20 protein-coding genes are annotated in these 24,796 nt (G+C 61.2%); 1 reads left to right on the top strand and 19 read right to left on the bottom strand.

Annotation, left to right across the window (positions count from 1 at the left end; all coding sequences use genetic code 11):
- Positions 1 to 186: 186 nt before the first annotated feature.
- The 17 genes from ACFQEU_RS02395 to ACFQEU_RS02315 all read right to left on the bottom strand — a co-directional run bounded on the left by ACFQEU_RS02395 (position 187) and on the right by ACFQEU_RS02315 (position 19,847).
- Entirely contained in the window at positions 187 to 1,257 is a 1,071-nt protein-coding gene (locus ACFQEU_RS02395) for a sensor histidine kinase (protein WP_379778913.1), read from the bottom strand.
- Between the two features lie 122 nt (positions 1,258 to 1,379).
- Positions 1,380 to 1,919 (bottom strand): CBS domain-containing protein, encoded by a 540-nt coding sequence (locus ACFQEU_RS02390; RefSeq protein WP_379778910.1) that lies wholly within the window; start codon positions 1,917 to 1,919, stop codon positions 1,380 to 1,382.
- 173 nt (positions 1,920 to 2,092) lie between these two features.
- The gene (locus ACFQEU_RS02385; RefSeq protein ID WP_379778907.1) at positions 2,093 to 2,476 is read right to left on the bottom strand and encodes a DUF555 domain-containing protein; all 384 of its coding nucleotides are present in this window, start codon (positions 2,474 to 2,476) and stop codon (positions 2,093 to 2,095) included.
- A 76-nt stretch (positions 2,477 to 2,552) separates the two neighbouring features.
- Positions 2,553 to 3,551, bottom strand: coding sequence for an isocitrate/isopropylmalate family dehydrogenase (locus ACFQEU_RS02380; protein WP_379778904.1), 999 nt, complete (start codon positions 3,549 to 3,551; stop codon positions 2,553 to 2,555).
- A complete protein-coding gene (leuD, locus tag ACFQEU_RS02375) occupies positions 3,552 to 4,166 on the bottom strand; it encodes a 3-isopropylmalate dehydratase small subunit (protein WP_379778901.1) in 615 nt (204 codons plus the stop codon).
- On the bottom strand, positions 4,166 to 5,626 hold the full coding sequence (gene leuC, locus ACFQEU_RS02370) for a 3-isopropylmalate dehydratase large subunit (protein WP_379778898.1): 1,461 nt from the start codon (positions 5,624 to 5,626) through the stop codon (positions 4,166 to 4,168). The genes leuD and leuC overlap by 1 nt, the downstream gene beginning before the upstream one ends.
- Positions 5,627 to 5,687: 61 nt before the next feature.
- Positions 5,688 to 6,746 (bottom strand): ketol-acid reductoisomerase, encoded by a 1,059-nt coding sequence (gene ilvC / locus ACFQEU_RS02365; protein ID WP_379778895.1) that lies wholly within the window; start codon positions 6,744 to 6,746, stop codon positions 5,688 to 5,690.
- Positions 6,747 to 6,749: 3 nt separating this feature from the next.
- Positions 6,750 to 7,379 carry an acetolactate synthase small subunit gene (gene ilvN, locus ACFQEU_RS02360; protein WP_379778919.1) on the bottom strand — a complete coding sequence of 210 codons (630 nt, stop codon included), beginning with the start codon at positions 7,377 to 7,379 and terminating at the stop codon, positions 6,750 to 6,752.
- A 74-nt stretch (positions 7,380 to 7,453) separates the two neighbouring features.
- Complete coding sequence (gene ilvB / locus ACFQEU_RS02355; protein ID WP_379778892.1) at positions 7,454 to 9,286, bottom strand: biosynthetic-type acetolactate synthase large subunit; 1,833 nt, start codon at positions 9,284 to 9,286, stop codon at positions 7,454 to 7,456.
- A 361-nt stretch (positions 9,287 to 9,647) separates the two neighbouring features.
- Positions 9,648 to 10,850, bottom strand: coding sequence for a LeuA family protein (locus ACFQEU_RS02350; protein WP_464384347.1), 1,203 nt, complete (start codon positions 10,848 to 10,850; stop codon positions 9,648 to 9,650).
- A 279-nt stretch (positions 10,851 to 11,129) separates the two neighbouring features.
- On the bottom strand, positions 11,130 to 11,918 hold the full coding sequence (locus ACFQEU_RS02345; protein WP_379778889.1) for an ABC transporter ATP-binding protein: 789 nt from the start codon (positions 11,916 to 11,918) through the stop codon (positions 11,130 to 11,132).
- Positions 11,902 to 12,711 carry an ABC transporter permease gene (locus tag ACFQEU_RS02340; protein WP_379778886.1) on the bottom strand — a complete coding sequence of 270 codons (810 nt, stop codon included), beginning with the start codon at positions 12,709 to 12,711 and terminating at the stop codon, positions 11,902 to 11,904. Before ACFQEU_RS02340 ends, ACFQEU_RS02345 begins: the two co-directional genes overlap by 17 nt.
- A 1-nt stretch (position 12,712) precedes the next feature.
- A complete protein-coding gene (locus tag ACFQEU_RS02335) occupies positions 12,713 to 13,699 on the bottom strand; it encodes a substrate-binding domain-containing protein (protein WP_379778883.1) in 987 nt (328 codons plus the stop codon).
- Between the two features lie 260 nt (positions 13,700 to 13,959).
- On the bottom strand, positions 13,960 to 14,232 hold the full coding sequence (locus ACFQEU_RS02330) for a DUF7111 family protein (protein WP_379778880.1): 273 nt from the start codon (positions 14,230 to 14,232) through the stop codon (positions 13,960 to 13,962).
- Between the two features lie 426 nt (positions 14,233 to 14,658).
- A complete protein-coding gene (locus ACFQEU_RS02325) occupies positions 14,659 to 15,996 on the bottom strand; it encodes an RNA-guided endonuclease InsQ/TnpB family protein (RefSeq protein ID WP_379778877.1) in 1,338 nt (445 codons plus the stop codon).
- Positions 15,997 to 16,404: 408 nt separating this feature from the next.
- The gene (locus ACFQEU_RS02320) at positions 16,405 to 18,099 is read right to left on the bottom strand and encodes a cation:proton antiporter domain-containing protein (RefSeq protein ID WP_379778874.1); all 1,695 of its coding nucleotides are present in this window, start codon (positions 18,097 to 18,099) and stop codon (positions 16,405 to 16,407) included.
- Positions 18,096 to 19,847 (bottom strand): cation:proton antiporter domain-containing protein, encoded by a 1,752-nt coding sequence (locus ACFQEU_RS02315; RefSeq protein ID WP_379778871.1) that lies wholly within the window; start codon positions 19,845 to 19,847, stop codon positions 18,096 to 18,098. Before ACFQEU_RS02315 ends, ACFQEU_RS02320 begins: the two co-directional genes overlap by 4 nt.
- Before the next feature lie 433 nt (positions 19,848 to 20,280).
- On the opposite strand from ACFQEU_RS02315, the gene ACFQEU_RS02310 reads away from it, so the two are divergent.
- On the top strand, positions 20,281 to 21,399 hold the full coding sequence (locus ACFQEU_RS02310) for a mechanosensitive ion channel family protein (protein ID WP_379778867.1): 1,119 nt from the start codon (positions 20,281 to 20,283) through the stop codon (positions 21,397 to 21,399).
- Positions 21,400 to 21,478: 79 nt separating this feature from the next.
- Here ACFQEU_RS02310 and ACFQEU_RS02305 read toward each other — a convergent pair whose 3' ends face one another.
- Both ACFQEU_RS02305 and ACFQEU_RS02300 read right to left on the bottom strand, forming a co-directional pair.
- On the bottom strand, positions 21,479 to 23,797 hold the full coding sequence (locus ACFQEU_RS02305) for an amino acid permease (protein ID WP_379778864.1): 2,319 nt from the start codon (positions 23,795 to 23,797) through the stop codon (positions 21,479 to 21,481).
- A 362-nt stretch (positions 23,798 to 24,159) separates the two neighbouring features.
- Positions 24,160 to 24,796, bottom strand: a 637-nt coding sequence (locus tag ACFQEU_RS02300; RefSeq protein ID WP_465261112.1) for an ATP-binding protein, incomplete at its 5' end; no start/stop codon positions are given.

Below are 24,796 nucleotides of genomic sequence, written 5' to 3'. Positions count from 1 at the left end.
CGTCGGCCGGGTCGAGCCGGTCGACGGTGGGTCGGCTGGCGAGTCGGCCGGCGGTGTCGGCACCGAAGCAGACCGCGTCGACCCCGGCGCTCACGGCGACGACGATACCGACGAGTCCGGGTCCGCCGTCGTCGAGATCCGTGGTCTAACGCTCTAAACCCCCCTCAGTCGCTCTAGACCCGACGGTCACCCGTCGAGGTCGACGCCGGTCACCTCGAACCTCGCGCCACCGTCCCGACTCTCTACGGCCCGGATATCCCATCCGTGTGCGCGAGCGATTTCGCGGGCGATGTCCAAGCCGAACCCGGTACCGTCACCGGCGGTGGTGAACCCGGTTTCGAAGGCGCGCTCGCGCTCGTCGGGCGGGATCCCCGGGCCGTCGTCGGCGACGTACACTCCCATCGGGCGGTCGTCGTCCGCACGCGTCGAGGTGAACATCGGCTGCATCGTCCCGACTCGGACCGTTACGCCGTCGCCGCCGTGCCTGACCGCGTTGCCCAGCAGGTTCTCGAAGAGCTGCCGCACGCGACTCGGGTCGCCACGGATCCGCCTCTCGGTCTCGACGACGAGAGTCGCGTCGTTCGTTTCGATCGTCTCCCAACACGCCTCGACGAGCTCACGGAGGTCGATCGGTTCCGGGTCCGTAACGGCCTCGCCCTCGCTCGCGAGAGTCAACAGGTCGTCTATCAGCGCCAGGCTCCGATCCACTGCGTTCGCTGCGGGGTCGAGGTGGTCGCTCTCACAGTCGCCTCTGGCGAGCTCCAGCCGGCCCTGGGCGACGTTCAACGGGCTTCGGAGGTCGTGTGAGACGACCGCCACGAACCGTTCGAGCCGCTCCCGTCGGCGGTCCGCGTACACGTCGGCGCGATACGACTTCGCCGCGTCAACGACCCGCTCCGCGAGCGCCGCGTGGTCGACGCCCGATCCACTCACGACGTAATCGGTCACGCCGGCCGCGATCGCCGCCGCGGCGAGCGCCTCGCTGCCCTCCTCGGCACAGAGGACGAACGGGAGGTCGGCTTCGCGCTCCCGGACCGTCTCGAGGAAGTCGATCCCGTCGGTCGACGGGAGCGTGTCGGCGGCGACGATACAGTCGTACTCACGGCCGCCGAGCCGGCTCAGTGCCGTGCTCGTGTCGGGAACGTGGTGCACGTCGAGACGATCGTCCGCGCGTTCGAGCCCGGTTGCCATCGACGCTCCGTCGCCCGCGGGCTCGCCGACCACCAAAACGACTGTCGGATCGACGGTTGGGTCCATGTGGAGGCTCCGTGCCCACAGTAGCGTAGAGTTAGGACATAAAAGGCGTGGCCGCTCGCGGCCGCCGCTCCGTCCCTATTCGTCGCCGTGAGGTCGGCCAGGTCCACGCGACCGCTTCCCGTTCACGACAGGTGCGCGGCGATGTCGGCCTCGGTGATGATCCCGACTGTCTCGCCGCCGTCGGTGACCATCACGGCTTTGTAGTGGTCGAGCAGGTTCCGGACCTCGTCGACGGTCGCGGACGGCGCAACCGTCGGGAACGACTCGCTCATCACCTCGCTCACGGGGTGATCCCCGACGTTCTCGCCCGCATGGACGACGTCCCCCTGGCTTATCGACCCGACCGGTACGCCGTTCTGTAACACCGGGAGCTGCGAGTACGCCTCCTCCTCCATCAATTCGACGGCCTCCCGCACGGCGTCGTCGGGTGCGACGCTGATAACCGTCTCGTTCATCAGGTCCCGTGACCGAACTACCTCGCCTTCCGCCTCCTGGAGCGCGTTCACGATCCGCCGGAGCGTGGAGAGCCGAGGGTCGACGTCCCCGCCCTCGATCCGGGCGATCAGTGGCTGGGAGACCTCGGCCGCGTCCGCCAGCTCGCTTTGTGTCAGTTCGAGCGTCGTCCGCCGCTCCCGCAGGTCCTGCGGCGTCGGTAGTTCCATACGTGGGATAACTAGGGGTTATTAGAAAAGGTTTCGGCGGCGGCTGGCCTCGCCTCCCGTGGCGGGTATCGCCCATCGTCGGCGGCCGCGCCGTTCGTCCCGCCGTCGCGCTCACCGTCCGTACTGTCGGCGGCCGCGCCGTTCGTCCCGCCGTCGCTCGCCCAACGGGGCGATTACCGCCCGCCGTCGCCGTTCGCGTCGTCCTCGTCGTCGGACTCGGTCTCGATGATCTCGATCACTTCGAGCGGAACATCGCGGAGCGCGCCGCCGACCTCGCTTTTCGCGATCCGCTCGGCGTGCTCGGCGCTGTCGGCGTTGAACACGTCGATCTCCAACAGCAGGCCGACCAGCGCCGTGTTCGCCGCGAGGAACGCGGCGTCGAACGGCTCGCCGCAGGCGGGACAGCCGGTGACGCCGGGTTCGACCTCGACGTACTGCTTGTCCGTTTCGTTGAGTCGCTTGCCCGCCTCGCTGACCGCGACGCCGATAGCGTCGTCGGTCTCCTCGACATCTCGGACCAACCAGGCGGCTTCCATCGCGACCGAGTAATTACTCATGTTCGCTTCGACGGGCCGCAGGGTTTCCTTTCTTGTGGTTCGCTTGCAGTCACGTCCGCGGACGTGGTCGACGGCGCTACAGTCGGTCGACTATCGCCGCGGTGACCTCGTCGGTCGTCGCCTCCCCACCGAGGTCGCCGGTGCGCGGACCGTCAGAGAGCACACCTGTCACCGCGTCGCGTACCCGTTGGCCTTCCTCGACGTGGCCGAGGTACTCTAACAGCAATGCGGCCGAGAGGACGGCCGCCGTCGGGTTCGCGATCCCCTCGCCCGCGATATCGGGCGCGGTGCCGTGAACCGGCTCGAACAGCGCGTTGTCGTGGCCGATGTTGGCCGACGGGAGGAGTCCGAGCCCGCCGACGAGCCCTGCGGCGAGGTCGGAGAGCACGTCCCCGGCGAGGTTCGGACAGACCACGACGCCGTACTGCCCCGGGTCGAGCGGGAGCTTCGTCGCGAACGCGTCCATCAGCTCCTCGTCGGCGTCGACGTCATGCTCATCAGCGACCGAGAGCACTTCCTCGCGGAACCGGCCGTCCGTCTCGCGCATCACGTTGGCTTTGTGAACGACGGTGAACCCCTCGTCTGCGTCACCGTTGGGCCCCCGGCCGTCCGCGACGAACTCACAGGCGAACTCGGCGAGCTCGCGGGAGGCCGACGAGGTGACGACCCGCGTCAGCGTCGAGAGGTCATCGCTCAGGCGGTCCTCGTGGCCCGAGTAGACGCCCTCGGTGTTCTCACGCAGGAAGACGACATCCGTCTCCGGGCGGAGCGCGTCGACGCCGGGATACGCCGTCGCGGGTCGGACGTTGACGAACGACTCTACCGCCTCCCGCAACGGGAGGATCACGTCGGCCGCGGTCTCGCCGGCCGCGCCGAACAGCGTCGCGTCCGCGCTCGCGGCCGCCTCGAACGTCTCCGCGGGGAGCGCCTCGCCGGTCGCCGCCTTCGTCGCGTCGCCGGCGTCCGCCTCGACGAACTCGAAGTCGCTGTCGAACGCCTCGAGTACCTCGACGGCCGCGGGGACCACCTCCTTCCCGATCCCGTCGCCCTCGATGACGACGATCTCCGCCGCCATTCAGTCGTCACCCTCGACGTACGGGAGTCCGTCCACCGTCGCGTCGACCTTGCTGCGGTTGGAGTACATCAGCGCCGTCGTGTCCCAGATACCGTCCACGAGCGCCTCGCGCATCGCCCCGTCGATGTCGACGTCGATCGTCGTGTCGCCGTAGGTGACCGTTTTGGCCTCGACGTCGATATCGATGTCGCCGTCGGGGTTCGCCTCGATCCACTCCTGGAGTTCGACGACCGTCTCGTGGTCCGTTGTCACCGCGGGGATCCCGAGCGACTTGCAGTTGTCGCGGAAGATCTCCGCGTACGACTCGCCGACTACGCCGTCGATCCCCCACCGCATCATCGCCTGCGGCGCGTGTTCACGCGAGGATCCACAGCCGAAGTTCGAGTTGACGACCGCGATCGACGCGCCCTCGAACCGGTTGAGCGGGTGGTCGTTGAACCCACCGTCGTCGTCGCGCCGCGCGTCATAAAAGAGGTAGTCCGCCATGTTGTCGAACGTAACCTCCTTCATGAACTTCGCCGGCAGGATCTGGTCGGTGTCGACGTCGTCGCCGGGGATCGGCACGCCGGTCCCGCCGACCTCGGTGATGTGGTTCTCGCCGTTGGCGTCGCTCATCAGTCCGCCACCTCCTCGACGCCGCCGGCACCGCCGGTCGGCCCGTCGTCTAGGTAGTCGCGCGCGTCGACGACCGCACCCTCGACGGCCGCGGCCGCGACCATCGCGGGGCTCATCAGGACGGTCCGGCCGTCCTTCGACCCCTGCCGCCCGATGAAGTTCCGGTTCGACGACGAGGCACACACCTCGTCGCCCTCTAAAGCGTCGTCGTTCATCGCGAGACACATCGAACAGCCGGCGCGCCGCCACTGGAAGCCGGCCTCGATGAACGTCTCGTCGATGCCGCGTGCCTCACACTCCGCTCGCACGGTCTCCGAACCCGGGACCGCGAGCGCGCGAACGTCCTCGTCGACCGTCCGGCCCTCCAACACCTTCGCGGCCTCCACGAAGTCCGAGAGCCGACCGTTCGTACAGGTACCCAAAAAGGCCACGTCGACGTCGTACCCGACCATCGACTGGCCCGGGTCGATCTCCATGTGATCGAGCGCCTGTTCGGCCGCCTCCCGGTCGGTCCGGGCGTCGAAATCGTCCGGGTGCGGGACGCGATCGGTGATCTCCATCGCCTGCCCGGGGTTGATCCCCCAGGTGACCATCGGGTCGATCCCGTCGGCGTCGACCGTGACCACGTCGTCGTACTCGGCGTCCGCGTCCGAGCGGATCGACTCCCAGTACGCCTTTCGCTCCTCGAAGGCGTCGCCCTCGGGGACGTACTCACGACCTCGCAGGTACTCGTAGGTCGTCTCGTCTGGATTGACGTAGCCGGCGCGTGCGCCCCCCTCGATCGACATGTTACAGACGGCGAGCCGCCCCTCCATGTCGAGCGCCTCGATGGCGGGGCCGCCGTACTCGTACACGTGACCGACGCCACCGTCCACGCCGAGGTCCTGTATCACTTTCATGATCACGTCCTTGGCGTAGACGCCCTCGCCGAGGCTTCCCTCGACTTCGATCCGGCGGACTTTCTGTTTGTCCGCGGCGATACAGCCGGTCGCGAGCACGTCGCGGATCTGACTGGTACCGATACCGACGCCGATGGAACCGAACGCGCCGTGAGTCGCGGTGTGGCTGTCACCACAGGCGACCGTCATCCCCGGCTGGGAGAGCCCCAGTTCGGGGGCGACGACGTGTGTGATACCCTGTTTACCGGACTCGAAGCCGAAGAAAGTGATCCCGCTCTCGCTCGTGTTTCGTTCGAGCGCGGAGAGCATCTCCTCGGCTTGGTCGTCCGCGAGGGGCCGCTCGCGCTTCTCGGCCTCCGTCGGCGCGATGTGGTCCGTCGTCGCGAACGTCTGATCCGGGTACGCCACGTCGAGGTCGCGCTCGCGCAGCATGCCGAACGCCTGCGGGCTCGTCACCTCGTGGACGAGGTGGAGACCGATGAACAGCTGGTCCTGGCCGTTCGGCAGCTCCGTCACCTTGTGTCTGTCCCACACCTTGTCGTACAGCGTCCCCTCGCTCATCGCCGGTCACCCGACGGTGCGACGCTCGTGGACCGACCTGTGTCGAAGGCGGCTACACCCATCAGGCCGTCACCTCGGCGGTCTCCTCGTCGTCCTCCTCGTCCGTCTCCTGCCACGCGAACAGGCCGCGGAGCTCCTCGCCGACGGCCTCGATCTCGTGGTTCTTCTCGGCGTGACGGAGCTGCGTGTAGGAGGGTCGTCCCGCCTGATTCTCCGCGATCCACTCCCGGGCGAACTGCCCGTTCTGGACCTTCTCTAAGACCTCCTCCATGTTCTCCCGGGCGTGCTCGTCGACGACGACGTCGCCCTGCGTGAGCCCGCCGTACTCGGCGGTGTCCGAGACGGAGTCCCACATGCCGCCGAGCCCGTCCTCGTACATCAGGTCGACGATGAGCTTGAGCTCGTTGAGACACTCGAAGTACGCCATCTCCGGGGAGTAGCCGGCGTCGACGAGCGTCTCGTACCCCTGTTTCACGAGGGAGGTGACGCCGCCACACAGCACGGCCTGCTCGCCGAACAGGTCCGTCTCCGTCTCCTCCCGGAAAGAGGTCTCCACGACGCCGGCTCGCGCACAGCCGATCGCGGCTGCGTACGCGAGCCCCTCGTCGCGGGCCTCGCCGGTCGCGTCCTGGTACACCGCTAACAGCCCGGGTGTTCCCTCGTCGTTCTCGTAGTTCCGGCGGACGAGATGGCCGGGCGACTTGGGTGCGACCATCGTCACGTCCACGTCTTCCGGCGGCTGGATCTGGTTGTAGTGGATGTTGAACCCGTGCGCGAACTGGAGCGTGTCGCCTGCCTCCAGATTCGGCTCGATCGCGTGCTCGTACACGTCCGGTTGGACCGTGTCGGGGACGAGTACGCTCACGATGTCGGCTTCGGCGGCCGCTGCATCTGGTGTCGCCACACGGAGCCCGTCGCTCTCGGCGGCGTCCCACGAGGAGGAGTCCTCCCGGAGGCCGACGACGACATCGATCCCGCTGTCGGAGAGGTTCTGTGCGTGCGCGTGACCCTGCGAGCCGTAGCCGAGGACGGCGACCGTCTTGTCGGTGATGTGGCTCGGGTCCGCGTCGTCGTCGTAGTATACGGTCGAATCGAACGTGTGTGTGTCGTCTGCTGGCATATGTTACTCGGTAGTTGGTGTGGTCGGTTCGCCGGCCGTTCCGGGTTTCTCTCCTGGCGCAGTGGGGACGTTCCCCTGTGCGAGCGCGGTCTGCCCGGTTCGGGCGATCTCGATGATCCCGAACTGGCTGAACGCGTCGAGCGCGTCGTCTATTTTCGACTCGTCGCCGGTAAGCTGAACGGTGATCGTCTCGGGGTCCGCATCGAGGGCCGTCCCGTCGTACATCTCCGTCACCGCGTGCACTTTGTCCGGCTCGTCACCCTCGACTTTCAGTAGGACGAGCTCGGAGGTGATCGCGTTTCCGGACACCTCCCCGACGGAGATGACCGGCTTCAGTTTTGCGGTCTGTTTCTCGATCTGGTCGATACCCGGGTCCGTCTCTTCGACCACCATCGTGATCCGAGAGTGACCCTCGACGGTCGTCGGTCCGACGGTCAGGCTCTCGATATTGAACTGTCGACGAGAGACAAGCCCGGACACCCGCGCGAGCACCCCGGGTTCGTCCTCGACGAGCGCGGAGATGACCGCGCGACGGGTGTCGTGGCTCGCCTCGACGACCGGGTCGATCCGGTTGCCCTCCAAGTTCCGCCGACCCTCCGGGTGGGGTCGCTCGTCGGGTGCCGGACCGGGCATCCCGGCGGTTTCGCCCCCGTCAGTTCGCGTTTCTTCGCCGTCCGTCCGATCCACGTCGCCGTCGATGTTCTCGCTCATAGTTGGTCCTCCGCGAGGGCGAACCGCCCGTTCGCGCCGCCACTCGGCACCATCGGCAGCACGTTCTCCTCGGGATCGACGTGGAAATCGATCACTGCGGGGCCGTCGTACGCGAGCGCTTCTTCGACCGCTGGCGCGACCTCGTCGTAGCCGTCGACGCGGATGCCGAGCGCGCCGAACGCCTCGGCGAGCTTGTCGAACTCGGGCATCCAGTTGTACTCCGAGGCCATGTGTCGGCCCTCGTAGAACGCGTCCTGCCACTGGCGAACCATGCCGATGTACTCGTTGTTGAGCACGGCGACCGTGATGTCGAGATCCTCGCGGACCGCGACCGACAGCTCCTGCATCGTCATCAGGAACGAGCCGTCGCCGTCGAAACACACCACGTCGCGATCGGGATCGCCCATCGTGTCCGCGGCGACGCGCGCGCCGATCGCGGCGGGGACGCCGTACCCCATCGTCCCGAGGCCGTGTGAGGAGACCCACGTCCGGGGCTCGGTGTACGTCCAGAACTGTGAAGCCCACATCTGGTGCTGGCCGACCCCCGTGGTCACGATCGTGTCGTCGTCGGTGGCCTCGTCGAACGCCTCGACGACGAACTGCGGTTTGAGCGGTTCGTCGTCGGGGGTGGCGTACGTCATCGGGTACGTCTCCTGCCACGCTTCACACTGTTCGCGCCACTCGTCCGCGTCCGGTTCCGACCGTATCGCACCCGTGAGCTGTTCGAGTACGGTTCCCGCGTCGCCGATCAGCGGGTAGTCCGCGTGGACGTTCTTGGAGATCTCCGCCGGGTCGATATCGATGTGAACGACCTCCGCCTCCGGCGCGAACGTGTCGATCCCCCCCGTGAGCCGGTCGTCGAACCGGGTACCGACCGCGATCAGGCAGTCGGTGTGAGTGATCGCCATGTTGGCGTAGCCGGTCCCGTGCATGCCTGCCCACGAGAGGCACAGGTTGTCGTCCTCCGGGAACGAGCCGATCCCCGGCATCGTCGTGGTGACCGGGATCCCGTAGGTTCGCGCGAACGTCCGGGCGGCGTCGCTCGCGTCGGCTTTGATCACGCCGCCGCCGAACAGACAGAGGGGCCGCTCCGCTTGCGATATCGCGCGAGCGGCCGCTTCCACCGCGTCCGCTCGTGCCTCCGGGTTCGGGTCCGTTCCCGGCGGTGCCTCAGGGGGTCCCGGTGTCCGGTTCGTCTCCGTCTGCGTGACGTCCTTCGGGAGGTCGACGAGCGTCGGACCCGGGCGTCCCACGTCCGCGAGCGCGAACGCCTCGCCCACGACGTCGCCGACGGCGTCCGCATCGCCCGCGAAGTAGTTGTGTTTCGTGATCGGTCGCGTGACGCCGACGGTGTCCGTCTCCTGGAACGCGTCGTTGCCGACGAACTCCGTCGGCACCTGCCCGGTCAACGCGAGCATGGCGTCGCTATCCATGTCGGCGTCCGCGATGCCGGTGACGAGGTTCGTCGCCCCCGGCCCCGACGTCGCCAGACAGAGCCCCGGCTCGCCGGCGACGACACCGTATGCGTCGGCCGCGTGCGCGGCACCCTGTTCGTGCGCCATCGTCACGTGGCGGATCGAAGAGCTGTACAACGCGTCGTAGACGGGCATGATCGCCCCTCCCTGAACGCCGAAGGCGGTTTTCGCGCCGGCCGCCTCGAGCGCGGTGACGACGGACTCCGCCCCGGTCGACACCGTCGAAGCGGTGTCATTCTCGGCCGGTCCGCGGGACTCGTCCGACCGCCCCTCGTCGTATTCGGGGGCGGGTCCATCGGCCTCGTCGGCGCTCTTGGGGTCGTCCTCCCGTGTGTGTGCTGCTGAATCGCTCATCGTCGTGTGTGGTGTGTCGTAGTCTCGCTGGTGTGTGTTCGGGTCGATCCGAACGCCGCCGCGTCGGCCGACCGCCGGCCTGGTCGGTGGCGTTCGTCGGTACGTCGTGTCGGCGAGGAGAAAGTGCTGTAGGGGGTCAGACCCCTACGATAACCGGCGCGACAGCTCCCGAGATCGGGCTGGCCCAGTGGGACCCGTGTCGCCGTCGCATTCCGTGCGACCGCACGGGATCCCGGGGTAAATACCTGTCGCCGGGGTTGGATCCGGCTATCCAGTCCGTACCGACCCGCGAGGTCGGGGGAGTGTCCCTGAACGTCGAACGGCAGTCGCTGGGCGGGTTCGGCGATCGGGGGGGAGACCATCAGACGCGGACCTCCTCCTCCCGGGCGACGTTCGCCTCTCGGGCGAACCGCTCGACGTCGCCCGCGGTCACCTGACGCTTGCCGGAGCCGTACTCCTTGACGCGTTCGGTGACCTCGCGCACCTCGCTCTCGGTCGGGTCGAACCCCGCCTCGACCAGGTGTTTGCGGACGCTGTGGGTCCCCGTGTGTTTACCCAACACGAACTCCCGCTCGGCACCCACCATCTCCGGCGTCATGACGCCGGGCTCGAACGTGTCGGCGTTCTCGATCACGCCGGCCGCGTGGATCCCGGACTCGTGTGCGAACGCGTTCCGTCCGGTGATCGGCTTGTTTGCCGGCACCGGGATGTCCGAGGCCTCCTCGACGATCCGTGCCAGCTTCGTGATCTGTGTCGTGTCGATCCCGGTGTCTACGCCGTACACCGACTCGACCGCCATCACGACCTCCTCGTAGGCGGCGTTGCCTGCGCGCTCGCCGATCCCGTTGACCGACACCTGCGCCTGCTCCGCACCGTTTTCGAAGCCGGTGACCGCGTTCGCCGCGGCCATCCCGAAGTCGTCGTGGGTGTGGACATCGACACGCGCGTCCGTCGCCTCAACGACGGCTTTCACCGTCTGCCCGAAACTGGTCGGCATCCCGACGCCGCAGGTGTCCGGGATGTTGATCCAGTCCGTACCCGCGTCCGAGACTGCCTCGACGATGTCGATCAGGTAGTCGGGGTCGGTTCGCGTGGCGTCCATCGGCGAGAACATGCACTCGACGCCGGCGTCTTTCACCTGCTCGACGGCGGCGACCGCCCGTTCTTTCGCCTCCTCGCGGGTGGCGTGCATGGAGTCCTCGAGCTGGACGTCGCTCGTCGAGACGAACACGTGGACCAACCCGACGCCGGCGTCGATGGCGGCGTCGATGTCGCCCTCGACGACGCGGGCCAGTCCGCAGACGGTGGTGTCCGTCGCGGCGGCGATGTCGCTCACGGCCTCGAACTCCGCGTCCGAGTTCACCGGGAACCCCGCCTCGATGACGTGGGTGTTCATGTCGTCCAGCGTCGCCGCTATGCGGCGTTTCTCGTCGTAGCTGAACGACGTCCGTGGTGACTGTTCACCGTCTCGTAACGTCGTGTCGAAGATCCGTACAGGACCGATATCGATGTTAGAAGCTATCGTGCCCTGGAAGAACTCGATCCGCCGGGGTGTCCGACGAATCCTCCGTGATGTCTGTCATCGACTCACAGCAACGGTCACCGATACTTAAGCATTCCGCCGATCGCAAGATTCGACCGACCGCGGCGGGTGCGTGGTTCACTCCATGCGAGAAAACCCCGGTCCCTCAACGCCTCCATAATTCCTTATATAGTATATATTAATATGGTCTCGGAGCGGTTCTGCCGTTTCGGAACGTGCTTCATAAGGAAGATACACGTTCTTACACTCTTCTCGTCTCCGGCGCGCGCACGGGCTCCGAATTCACGTACCCGGACGTTCCTACACTCCGAGCGCGTCGGTGATCGCGTCTCGGGCCGCCACCACCTCCGGGTGGGTGCGGTCGCGCGGCCGCGGCGTGTCGACGTCGATGACCGTCGCGACCGTGCCCGGCTCTCCGCCCAGCACGAGAACGCGGTCGGCGAGGTACGCGGCCTCCTCCACGTCGTGCGTGACGAGCGCTATCGTCGTTCCCCGTTCAGTCCACACCTCCAAGAGGTTGTCCTGCTGTTCGTACTTCGTGAGCTGATCGAGCGCGGAGAACGGCTCGTCGAGTAGCAACACTTCGGGCCGGTACGCGAGTCCCCGCGCCAGCGACACGCGTTGGGCCATCCCGCCCGAGAGCTCGCCGGGGCGGCTCCCGGCGAACCCGTCGAGACCGACCGTTTCGATCAGCTCGTTGACGCGCTCTTGAGCCCCGGGCGCGTCGGGATCGACGCCGTCCGGAAGGCCGACGGCGACGTTCTCGCGCACGTCCGCCCACGCGAGAAGCCGCGGCTCTTGGAACACCATCCCGACGTCGTCGCTTCCGCCGTCGCGGACGTCGACCCCGTCGACCGCGGCGCGACCCCCGAATGACTCTTCGAGCCCGGAGAGGACGCGTAACAGCGTCGACTTCCCGCAGCCGGAGGGACCGACGACGGCGACGAACTCCCCCTCCTCGACGGTCAGATCGACGTCCTGGAGCGCGACCGTGTCGCCGTACCGCTTCGTGAGTCCGCGGACGGTGAGCGTCGGGTCTCCCGACTCGCGTTCCGGGTCCGACTCCGACGGCTCACCAGTCGACAACACGACGTTCCACCCCCTTGACCGCGAGATCCGAGGGGTTCCCAAAGAACGCGAAAAGCAGGATCGAGCCGACGATGATGTCCGGCCGGGCGAGTACCCGTCCGTCGCTCATCAGGAAGCCGATCCCCTGACTCGCCGCGATCAGCTCCGCGGCGACGACGAACATCCACGCCAGCCCGACGCCGCCACGGATCCCGACGAGCAGACTCGGCACCGCGGCCGGGAACACCACGCGTCGGAGCGACTCGAGCCGACCGAGGTCGTACACCTCGGCCACCTCGATCAGCTCCTCGCTCACGTTCGCGATGCCCGTCGAGAGGTTGAGGTAGACCGGGAAAAACGCTCCCACGGCGATGAGCAGCACCTTCGCGCTCTCGCCGATTCCGAACCACAGCAGGAACAGCGGCACCCACGCCAGCGAGGGGATATTCTTCAGACTCTGTAACAGCGGATCGAGTAGGTCACTCGCGAGCCCGTATAATCCCGTTAGCGTCCCGAAGAGTATCCCGACGGCGACGCCGAGGACGACGCCGAGGAACACGCGCTGAAGCGTGATCGAGATGTGACCCCACAGCTCGCCGGAGACGCCCATCCCGTACAGCGTCTCGACCACGCGGAGGGGCTCCGGGAGCTGGTGGGGGGCGAACACGCCGGTCGCGACCAGCAGATGCCAGACGACGACGAGTGCGGCGGGTGCGACCAGCCCGAGCAGCCACCGGAATCGAGTCGCATCCGGAAGCACGCCGGTGAGATCCGAGCCGACACCGCCGGTGTCCGTCTCCCGCGTGGTCGCCATCTCACTCACCCTCCGGACCGATGCCGACCGCGAACTCCGAGTCCAGCAGCTCGTCGATGCTGCCGGCCGGGTCGGTGTCGTCGTTGACGAGTCCCTCGCGTTCCAGGATCGGCGCGAGCTCGGAGAGCAGATCGCGGTGCGCGCTCCCGGGAATCACCTCGGAGAGCTCGTTGCGCTCGGTAAACACGCGTTCGGCGACCGGCTCGGACATCTCCGACTCGCTCGCGAGGATACTCGCCGTCTCCTCGGGGTTCTCGATGGCCCACTCGCGGCCGCGCTCGTACGCCCCGATCACCCGGCGAGCGTCCTCGGGACGGTCCTCGATGAACTCGTCGAGGAAGTTGAGAAAGCCGTACGTGTTGAAGTTCGGCTCGCGGTAGAACAGCTCCGCGCCGTCGTGCTCTAACTCCAACTCCGCCATGTGCGGGTCGAGGCCGGCCCACGCATCCACGTTCTCTTGGACCAACGAGGACTGACCCTCGGGGTGCTGGAGGTGAACGACCTCGACGTCGTCCTCGGTCAGTCCCGCCTCGTCGAGCGCCTGTAGCAGGAAGAAGTACGGGTCGGTGCCGCGCGTCGCGGCGATCTGTTTCCCCTCCAGGTCGGCGACCGTCTCGATACCGCTGTCCTCGAAGGCGACGAGCGCGGTCCACTCGGGCTCCGAGTAGATGTATGGCGTCGTGATCGGAACGCCGTTCGAGCGGGCCATCAGCGCAGCGACGCCCGCGGTGGAGGCGACCTCCGCCTGTCCGCCCTGCGAGTACTCGTTGGCCTTGTTGCTACCGAGGCTCAACACCCACTCGACGTCGACGTCGGTGTCGTCGAACGCCTCCGCCATCCATCCCTTCTCGCGTAACACGAGGCTGACCGGATTGTAATAGGCGTAATCGACTGTCACCGTCCCACCGTCGTTCCCCCCGATACAGCCGGCGAGCAGCGAGCTGCCGATCGCCGCGCCGGTGCCGCCGAGGAACTGTCTTCGCTTCATCGTAGTACTGTATACCGGTCCCACTCATAAGGGAATATGGCTATGGAGAATATTCAACCGCGACTATGATGCCCTACAGTAATTATTACGCGAGTGTGACAGAGGTCGACGTGGACAAATACGTCGATTTGAGGCTTCTGCCCCGGGAATAGCGACAGGTACGAACGAACCGCCCCTGTAGCGCTAATTCGGACCCGTGCGCGATACCGGAACGAATTGCTGGTTTCCTCGGCTCGGATCGCCCCCTCTGTGTCACAGTATCACATTCCCATGTCGGCCGCGTCCTCGGGGACGGGCAGGTCGGTGACAGCGACCCCGAGCAGCTCTGCGGCGTGGTCGAGCGCCATATCGAACCCGTAGTACCGTTCGAGCTCGTCGCCGTCGGGGGCGGTTCGGACTTTTAACATCGCGTATCCCTCGATGTTCTGGGCGACCGCCGCGCTCCGGCCGTCCGCGGTGAACGTGAGCAGTCGCTCCTCCTCAGTCTCCTCGTAGCGCGCGGTAACGCCGTTCGCTGCCGTCGTGTCTGCCATACCGATCGTACGGGTCGATCCGTGTCGTATCTGTCGGTCGGTTCCGTCGTCCCGTCGACGAAATGGATCTCGATGGCTCTATTCGCGCTCCCAGCCGGTATTTTCGCGTCCGGCTTTGCAGAGGAAATTTCAGCAAGACGCCGCGGAACACAGTACTGCCCCCACTGCGGCGAGGAGGTCAGCGAACTCTCTCATACACCGCCGGAGCAACCTGACGTGCCCGAGTCAGACGACTGAAAATACGTTTTTGACTGATTACCGCTGGAGAGATGAACCATCTGGAATGTCGATATTGCGGTATAGACAGAGCTCTCGAGCCCGGTCGCATGACATCCTCCTCGCCGTGAACGGAGAGGGAGCGAAGCTCCCTCAAGCAGTCGGGCTACGCCCGACGACGGCGAGGTTTCCTCACGCTGGGGGTATCGCTTACCGACCCACGGAGGCAACTTGCGGGTTCGTATGCTCCTCGTTGGGAACTGAGCGTGGTGACTCTGACCAGTCATGGTCGTCCCACTTGAGGCATACAGGTCGTGCCATCGACCGTGTTACTGTCGCCTGCCGTTGACGAGACGCTTCGCGTCTCGTTCGCCAACCAGAACTCGAAGCGTTCTGGTGACGTCGAAGGAACGTCTCTGACGCTGTGAGGTCGGCGTGTCCCTCGAATCCACACGGACACGTCAGCGTGTCACGGTGACGCGTCGTGTCCTCCGTCGAACCGCAGTTCGGACACTCCTGACTCGTCCACGCTTCAGACCGTATCTCAACCGACATACCGTATTCCTCAGCAGTACATGCTAGCCGATTCACGAACGCTTTGAACGCCCAGAAGTTGTGCGTCTTGGCGTTCGTCTCTACCGACCAGTGCGTCTCAAGCACGTCCGTCAACGCCCCAACGTACACCGTCGAAACGCCTTCGTCGTACAGGCGTTCGATGAGGTCACGGGCGAGTGCATCTTGGGAGTGGTCACGTCGCTTGGTACGTCGGTCGTACAGGCGTCGAATACGATGACTGCTGTATCGACCGTCCTCCAGCAGTGATTGGAGTCGGGCGATTTCTCGCGTAGTTTCGCGGAACCGCTCGAACAGATCACGTCCTTCGTACAGGAGTTGCTGTCCGGTCGTGGTCGTGCAGGCGACGAGGTTGTTCGCACCGATGTCCAGAGCGGCTTCTTCCGAAGCCAGTGGTTGTGCCAGTCGAGACTGATTTTCGCTGATTGTGACTGGCTGAAAGGCCCTGAATGTCTGTGCTTGCTCGTCGTAAAACAACTCCAACCGACCCTGCTTCTCGTACTCCTGCCAGCTGGGGTCGCCTCGAACTTCGAGTCGGAGGCGTTCGCGGTGTCCCAACCCATAGTCGTCTTTCAGGTCTTTGCCGACCAGAATTTCGAGCCGGGAGTATTCGCCCCACTCAACGGAGTACGATGTGTTGCGGATGTACGTGCGGAGTTCTCGCCCTTCGTCTTCGTTGCCCCAAAATCCGGGTTTGCCGTTTGCTTCGCCTTTCTTTTTGAGGCTGAAGAACGACTTCCACGCTTCTCGGTTCTTCCGTTCGATTTGCTGAACCGTGGATGCGCCGAGTGTTCCGCCATAGCGACCGCGATACTCGCTGATGTCCCACACGTCCCCGTCTGGATCAGCATAGTTCTCACGGCGCTCATAGTTGATTTCGTTCCAGAGAGCGGCAGAAGCGTCCAACAGGCGTCGGAGCAATTCCCCGTCCTCGTCGGACTGCGGAATCACCTCAAACGAGTTGGCTCGCTTCATTGACTACTTATTGTACCGTAACGCACATAGTTGTTCCGTTCGTGTGATACATTATGGTCGCAATTCGTGTCGAGTTTGACGATGACGAACAATACGAACGACTGAAGGAACTGAAGAAGCACCGTGGATTGACGTGGAAGGGATTGCTTCTCGAAGGCGAGAAGAAAGTCAGAGAGGATACCCCGGAGTAAGCGTCGAACGTGGTTTGTGACGTGGAGTGTCGGATTCACGCCCGCCGTGAACGGCGGGACTCTCTCCTTGAGTCAGGTAGTCGTCTCGGGGGTTCACCTCGTTCGATTGTGAGGTTTGACTTATCTCTCGTTGCGCGCGTATGATACGCCGAATTGCAAACGTTGGTGAAGCCATACAACGACGTTACCCCGTGATTGTCTTAATGACCAACTGTTCTCACCACTGCCGCTCTTCGAAATCTGTTTTACCTAACGAGGCAAATCCAGCCTGTTCGAACTCGTCAAGTGTTTCGAGGTGGTGCTCTCGTAAGGCCTCTCGATCAACGTCTCCTGAAAGCACGTCCCCGAGATGCTCCGTCAGCTGCTCGGTTGCCAGTAAATCTGGGATAATCACATAATCCGCACCCTGCTGTAATTGTGAGCGTGCTTCCTCAGCATTAGAGGAGCGCAGCATCATTTCGGCGTCCGTGTCGAGGGTCAGTATTCGCTCCGAGAGATACGTCGTATCGACGGTCGAAACGATCAACTGAGCCGAATCGTGCTGGGCCTTCTCCCACGTATAGTCGTGTAGCGCATCTCCGAACACGAAGTGTGTACAACTGCTTTTGAGGTCTTCGAGCCGAACTGGATCGTTCTCTATGACGACATACTCCCGACCGACTTGCTCACATTGGGACGCCAGCTGGCGACCGATCCGCCCAAACCCGACAATAATGACGTGATCACGAAGCCCGGAATCGATCCGACTTTTGGTGTCAGTCTTCTTGCCGTGGAATCTGTTCAGTCCCAGCTCCGAAAGCACTCGATAGATCCGATCGTCGTGTCGACGCGTGAAACTGGAGGTAATCATCGTGACTGCGGCGGCGAGAACGATCGCATCGAACAACTCTCGGAGTAAGTGATCGAGTATGAATGCCTGAATTGCAATGATGAGCGCAAATTCACTCACCTGATCGAGACTCAGGCTGGTAAACGTCGCAGCTCGCGTATCGTATCCCTCCCAAAGCAGCGTCGCGATGATAATGAGGGGTTTCACGAGAACAGTGAGGACCATCAAGACGAGCGCGGTAAGCGCGATCTCGAGCGTTGGGATAGCGACGAGAGCACCTACCGTAACGAAGAAAATCGCGACGAAGAAGTCACGAATCGACTGAATACCGTTGAGCATTCCGAGATTGCGCGTGAAGTCTCGCTTGATCGCTAGGCCAGCCGCGAACGCACCGACGACAATTGACATTCCGAGAAATTCGGAAATAGCCATAAACCCGATCAGGATCGATACGCTGCTGATCAACAACAGTTCTTGGGATCCCTCGGCGAGTTTGAGGAGATAGTCGAACAGATACGTGCTGATAACGAATGCGAACACCAAGAGACCGACGCCAACCGCAAGTCGTTGACCGACTGCCTCAATTGTGAACGTCTCTGCGGCGAGGATCAGTATGAGGAGAACGGCGATTAGATCTTGAATGAAGTGGATGGAGTTAGCGAGCCGACCGTGTACGAGGTTTTCTCTAATTTCCGATTGAAGCAATGTCGTCCCGACGATCGTCGAACTCAGTGCTGCGGCGACGGCGAAGTAAGCCGCGTTGAGAGCATCGTATCCGAGCAACACTCCAGCACCGTATCCGATGCCACCGATCACTGCGAACTGACCGAAGGCCGCAACTTCGCTGTCCCGCAAAACGTCGCGGATGTCCCCGAACTCCAGATTCACCCCGTACACGAATACGAGGAATGCGATACCCCACTGTGCGATTTCGAGGAGACTATCCTCTTGGATGAACTGTCCGGCGACAATTCCTGCGAGGATCAGCGCCGGAACAATTGCCAGTCTGAAGTAGTTCGCGCCGAGCAGGAACACCCCGGCGATCACGAAGATAATCCCCATCGCCGTCAAGAGCTCTGTCATTCCTTCTCACCCCCACTTGCGGCAGCGTCTTCGTCCGACGAAAGGACCGTCACATCATCCATATCAAGCCCTTCGGTTGGGTACTTTTGGATTCGCTCAATATCGACTTGGGCCATCCGTTCGAACTCGTCGCGATCATCGAAATACAGCTCCAAGTAATTGCTTACGCGTTCACCCGTCAGATGGGTACTCATGATGACGTAATGCGCCCCTAGGTCGTAGAGTTCGCGGGCATCGTCGATCCAATTCGCCTCGACGAAGACGGTCGTTTTACTCGAGAGCTCCGAGAGTAGCGCTTTGTTCACCTCGGCTTGCATCGTCGAACTCAGGACGAAGGATGCGCGTTTGAGACCCGCAGCCTTGCGGACTTCCGTATGTCTGAAGTCACCATATACGGTGTCGTACCCCTTCTGTTCGAGTTCTTCTCGGTGGGCCGCTTTTCGGTCGACGACGACCAATTGATCGAACTCCCGGTCGAGAATGGGTAACACATTCTTCGTGATTTCATCGTATCCGATGACGACTGCGTGATCGTTGTACTCCGGCAACTCGGCATCAACCTTTTCTTCGGATTCCCAACGACTGAAGAACGGCTGGACGCGGTCGTAGATCTGGTGGTTGTAGTTGATGATGTACACGGAGACACTCATCGTCATCAACGCCATCAGGCTGAGATACCCGAGAATCGGTTCGTCGATGAACCCCGCGGTAATGGCGATACCACCGACCACCAGTGAGAACTCGCTCACCTGAATCATATTCAAGCTTCCGAGGAACGACGTTTCGACGCTGAAGTCCTCGCGATCGATGAGGTAGAACATGATCCAAAAGTTTCCGACCATCAGCACGACCGAGGCGATAATCGCCTCTCTCCAGAAGGCGAACAGGTCTGCGGCTTCGAGCTGAAGGCCGATCGCAACGAAGAATACGAGAATGAAAAAGTCCGTTATGGGCGTAACCCGATCCTCAAGCTCTGTACTGTAAGGCAACTGAGCGATAGACATTCCTGCGAGGAACGCGCCCACCTCAAGAGAGAGGTCCAACTCTTGGGAAATTAAAATAAAGAGGAACGCCCACGCAATCGCGACCAAAAAGAACACGTCCTTGTTATCGGCGACACGGCGGAACAGCTGTGGGAGAAGGTATCGTGACGACGCGAAGGCGATAACTCCGATGAGCGAAATAAGGAGGGTGATCGTGACGATAGTCGTGCCGACCTCTGTCGGTGTCCCGAGTTGACCCGCACCCAACAACGCGAGCACGAAAACGAGATAGATGTCCTGAACGATGAGGACCCCGACATCGATCTTGCCGGGCATTGCCGTGATTTCGTCCTTGTCAGTGAGGATTTTGACGATGATCGGCGTCGCTCCGAAGACCGTTGCCAACGCGATAATGACCGTTTCAGTGAGGGTAAAACCGAGAAACCACGCCACGGCGAATGCGAGCGCAGTTTGAAGAATCGTCTGAAGAACTGCGATATTGACGATCGGCCGGAGGATATCTTTGATATCATCGATCCGCATTTTGATACCGAGCAAAAACAACAGGAAGCCGAGTCCGAGTTCCGCCATCGTCTCTGTGAGCTCTCCCGGAGTGATAACGCCGAATACGGCAGGGCCAAGCAACAGACCGGTCAGGATGTACGCGATGATCGTTGGTTGTCCGGTTTGTTTTGCTATCAACCCGACAACGGCCGCTGCGACGATGATGATGGCGAAGTCAGCAGCAAGTGCGATTTCTGACATAATAAGATGTATAGGTTCGGAGGCGGAGTCGGGTTGAGATAGATTCGAGGGTTAAATAAAACTCAGTATTTAGATCCGAGACTATCGTGATTTTTGCGTTTAATTCGTAAGAACGTCAGCGGACGCTATCGCTTGGGTCTTTCAGCATGGTCCGACCGCTCTCGGTCCGACGACGATCAAGGCTCTCAGTAAATCTGGATGTAGTAATACCTGTAGAGGGCAAAAACACCGATTTCGAGAAACGCAATCAACGCTACGAGGGACCGTCTAGGAGGTGGTACCGAGATCGGTATCGCGAGCGTGTGTGGCTTTCGGTGAAAAACACTAGCCATCATCTATCGGACCACAAGTCTAAGAACGTTGTTTCCAAGTCTCTTGTCGGAGTTTTCCACGTAGCAAAAGCTTATCATGTGCTTACGAACTGTACTCCGCTATGGAGCCTATTGTCAGCGAGTATATTGAAGTGATACCGACGTCGATACAAGTTGTTCTAATTCTCTCATTTTCTTTTGTCGCTGCGAAAATAATTGAATCTGTCGGGTATTATGCACTACATCAGTCTAAAAGACTGGCAACTGGTGAGTACGATCGAATCATTATTGAAGAGCTTCATATTCCATTATATGTAACCGTCTTCCTCGTTGGGGTGTACGCAAGCGCTCAATTACTTCCGGAGGTGGGAATTGGATTTTATATCGCCTCTACTGCGATGTCCATCATCCTTGTTCTATGGTCCTATGCAACAATCCGTGTCGGAGGACGTATTATCGGAGCCAGCAATAACGCTCCAACCGACCGTGAAATCACGCCCATTATCAAAAACGTACTCACGTTCTTCGTTATTCTTGCCGGCTTTTCTCTGCTCTTAGGCATCTGGAACGTCAACATCACCCCGTTTCTCGCATCTGCGGGGATAATTGGAATTGTCCTCGGTATTGCCGCTCAGGACTCGTTGGGCAATTTCTTTAGTGGTATCTCACTGTATTTGGACAAAACGTACAAACTCGGAGACGTGATACAGCTGGAATCGGGCGAACGCGGGACAGTTATTGATATGAGTATTCGAAGCACGACGATACTCACGAGAGATAACATTTCCATTACGGTCCCGAACTCCGAACTGAACTCAAAACAAGTTATCAACGAATCCTCTCCTGTACGCCGTCGACGGATACGACTCGATGTGGGTGTCGCGTACGGGTCGAGCTTACAGCAAGTAAAAAAAGCGCTGCTCGAAATAGCCGAACAGGAGGACTTGATACTCAAAGCACCCGCACCAGCCGTTCGATTTCGGGAGTTTGAAGATTCGGCTATCGTCGCACAGTTACAATGTCATATTGAACACCCGGCGTTACGAGGACGGGCAAGACACTCGTTGATTGAACGGATAGACGAGCGATTCCGCGAGGAAGAGATCAAGATACCGTTCCCCCAGCGTGAAGTATCGTTCTATGAGTCAGGAAACACGGTTCGATTCGAAGAGACCACTGAACAAGTGTCATTTTACGATCCGGAGAGCGAAGGCACAGCGGAACGAAATAATGACGACTAATTCAAACGAAATGAAACACCGCTCGCCGAGTAATACCAGGTGTTCGACTATTTCTGTCGGTTGATCTGAGTTCAACTACTTATATGGAAGCGTCATCGTCTGATTGGGATTCCTCCTCTGGGCCTTGTGATAACCGTTCCACAATTCCTTCACGTACGGTTCGATGCGTTTTGATTCCGCTTCGGATCAGGGCGACGTTGCCAGTTGCGTCTTGAACAATGCGATCCGCCAGAGATCCGCGTAGAATCTTTGATATCGCCTGTTGTTCGGACACTCCAACGCAAACAAACTCGTCACTACCGATATTACTGATAATCGTCGATTCTAGATCACCACCGACTAGCACTCGGGAGTCGTAGTCATCTGGAGCGAGTCCGGCCTGCTCGGCAACAGCGTCGATCGCTATTTGACCTTCTTCATACGGATCTGGCGTCTCTTCATCCGTCTCTCGGTCGTCGACAGAGGGCTGGAAGTTCACCAGTGTGGGAATCTGCCCCTGAATCTGCGCGAACTCAAACGCCCGACGGGCTGCAACTGGTGCGTGCGGTCCCGGACCAGCCAATGCGACAGGGTGACCGATACGTTCTCTCTTGAGATTCACGACAGTGACCTCACAAGGGGCATCTCTAATGATGGGGTCCACGGTCGAGCCGAACACGTAGTCACGCTTCCGTTTCGTCCCGTGCCAGCCGAGAAGCACCTGATTTGCGTCCTCCTCTTCGAGCACCCCCAAAACGATCTGTCCGATGCTTCGACCGACTATCGCCCGTGTTCGCAGGTTAACACCCAGCTCGCCTGCCGCTTCTCGAGCGCTCTCGAAGAGCTCACGCTGCCGCTCGACGCGCTCTTCCTCGAATTGGAGGTTCTGTTCGAGCGCTGTCTGGGACGGCACCTTAATAACATTGAGCGCAATGATTTCGGGCTGCTCGACTTCGGAGTGCGAACGGGCACTGGCTGCGGCAAGCCGCAGTAGGGTTCCTTGTGTTTCCGGATTTGCGATGGGCACGACGACCCTGTATGTTTCCTCCGTGCCTTCCCGCTCGTCCCCGTTACCGACGATCGCATCGCCGACCAACGTATCGTCATCAACGCGTCCTCGTACGTATCCGAAGTACCAGAGAACGCTGAGCGCGATGATACCGATACCGATATACTGTACGATGGGCGCCATCTGAGAGATCACGACGAACGAAAGGATGACGCCCAAGATCGGAACGGCCGGATACAGAAGGCTCGGCATCTCGAACTCGGGGTCGTAGTTTTCCGGTTCCGCTCGTCGGACGACGACGACGGCGACGTGGACGAGCGTATATGAAACGAGGAAGCTGAAACTCGCAACCTCTGCCAACAGGGCAACGATCTCTTCGATCCGGAGTCCGAGACTGATCAGTGCCGCAGTAATAGCGCCCGTGACCATGACCGCACGGTGGGGCGTCCGGAACTTCCGGTGGGTCACGTTCAGCTTGTTGCTCATAACGCCGTCACGTCCCATGGCGAATACCACTCTGGCAGCCGAGAGGATCGAAGAATTTGAACTTGAGATCGCAGCGATTGCCGCAGCAGAGACGATCGCTATGACACCGATCGGTCCCATTGAGATGGCGGCCACGTCGGATACAGGTACGAGTGAACCACCCAGTTCCTGCCAGTTTATAACGCCGGTACTGACGATCATAACGATGACATATAGAATCGACACTGAGACGACCGACAGGACCATCGTCAGCGGAATAAGCCGACCGGGGTCTTTGATCTCTTCTGCAACAGTAGCGATGATTTCAAATCCGAGAAACGTTACAAAAACGATTCCAGTCGTCGCGATAATCCCGCTGGGGCCGGTCGGGGCAAACGGTTCGAGATTGCTCGGATTGATAAAGAAGATCCCGAAGGCGAGATAAATTAGGATAATAACCGTCTCAATTCCGATCATCCAATTCTGGAACGCCCCGGACTCCTCGGTCCCTTTGTAGTTGACGCCGACGAGAAAGAGCAGGCCAACAAGCCCGAGTCCGACGATAAGCACACGTCCAGAGAGGAACGGTAGCGGTTCGACGATGTACTGGCCGAAGCCGATCATGTAGAACGCCGACGCGAACATCAATCCGGTCCACATTCCCCACCCGACGATGGATCCGAAGAGGTCACCTAACGCACGGTTGACGTACACGTAGCTTCCACCGGCAACCGGCATCCCGGTTGCTAACTCGGAAATAGAAAGAGCGGCCAATAAGGCAACAACGCCCGCGATCGCAAACGAAAGGGAACTGGCCGGTCCGGCCCCTTCAGCCGCGATCCCGGGAAGAATGAAAATTCCGGCACCGATCATCGTCCCGCCACCGAGCGTCATCGCTTCGAGGAATCCGAGATTTCGAGCGAGTTCACCCTCTTCAGCAGTCACGGTGTCTCACCCATACTAGCGTGTTTCTCATAAACGTTACTTGTACTACAGTGATAACACTCAGGAATAAAAAAAACCCCAGTCAAACGCATAATATGACACATATAGAACTACACGGTCGCCATACATAATCTGTATTATAAACGGCGGTGAATTATCTATTGATGGATGATTTGAGTAGGACCGTAGGTACTGTTATTATTATGAGCCTCTAATGTATAGTTGTGTTAAAATGGCCGAACCTGCGGAATCCATCCGATTTCAGAGATATAGTCACTGTTCTCTTGGCCATAGTGGTCACTATCGGCGTATTCTCTGTAATTATAGAACATGACTCGTTTGGGGATGTAATCGTAGTACTGTTAGCTGTTACATTTGGATGGATCGCTTGGGCAGTACACAACATTCTCGCGGAACACACCGAATAGGTAGTACTCTATTAGACTGCTACACAGCAGTTGCCAGCGGAAGCCAGATTGTAATCTCGGTACCGCGTGGCTCGCGCTCGTCGACGCGGATCTTACCTCCAGAGTGGTTGATTGTCCCCATGATCCCTCGACAGCGAGGTTGACACGCACATGGGGGTTTTCGCTGTCGTTGTGGATCACAGCGTTGGTCAACAGCTCTTCAATTGCGGCAGCAATCGATCCGGTCGCGGAGACGACGAGCTCTGTCGGGCCTGTAACGTCAACATCTGCGTTGGGCCAGTCATCGGCTGTCTCTTCGGCGAGACCCCGAACCACCTGCCCGATATCTACAGAGGTCGGCTCGCGTGGGTCACTGAGAACAGCTGTAATCTCCCGCGACTTCTCACTCGTCGTCAACAGAGTTTCGGCCCGGTCAACAATGGTGCCGGCAGCGGCTTTGGGTTCGCCCTCAAGATTCCTTTGAAGCTGCTCGCCTCGACCATGGATCACGTTCAGCTCGTTGCGGATATTGTGCCGCAGGATGTTATCAAGTACGTGGAGCTGTCGGGTCCGTTCTTCGAGATCAGTCACG

It is taken from the genome of Halorubrum tibetense (genome assembly GCF_042661865.1).
Taxonomy (GTDB): Archaea; Halobacteriota; Halobacteria; order Halobacteriales; family Haloferacaceae; genus Halorubrum; species Halorubrum tibetense.
The sequence above is the reverse complement of the archived record's forward strand: the minus strand, read 5'-3'. Positions and strand labels throughout refer to the sequence as shown.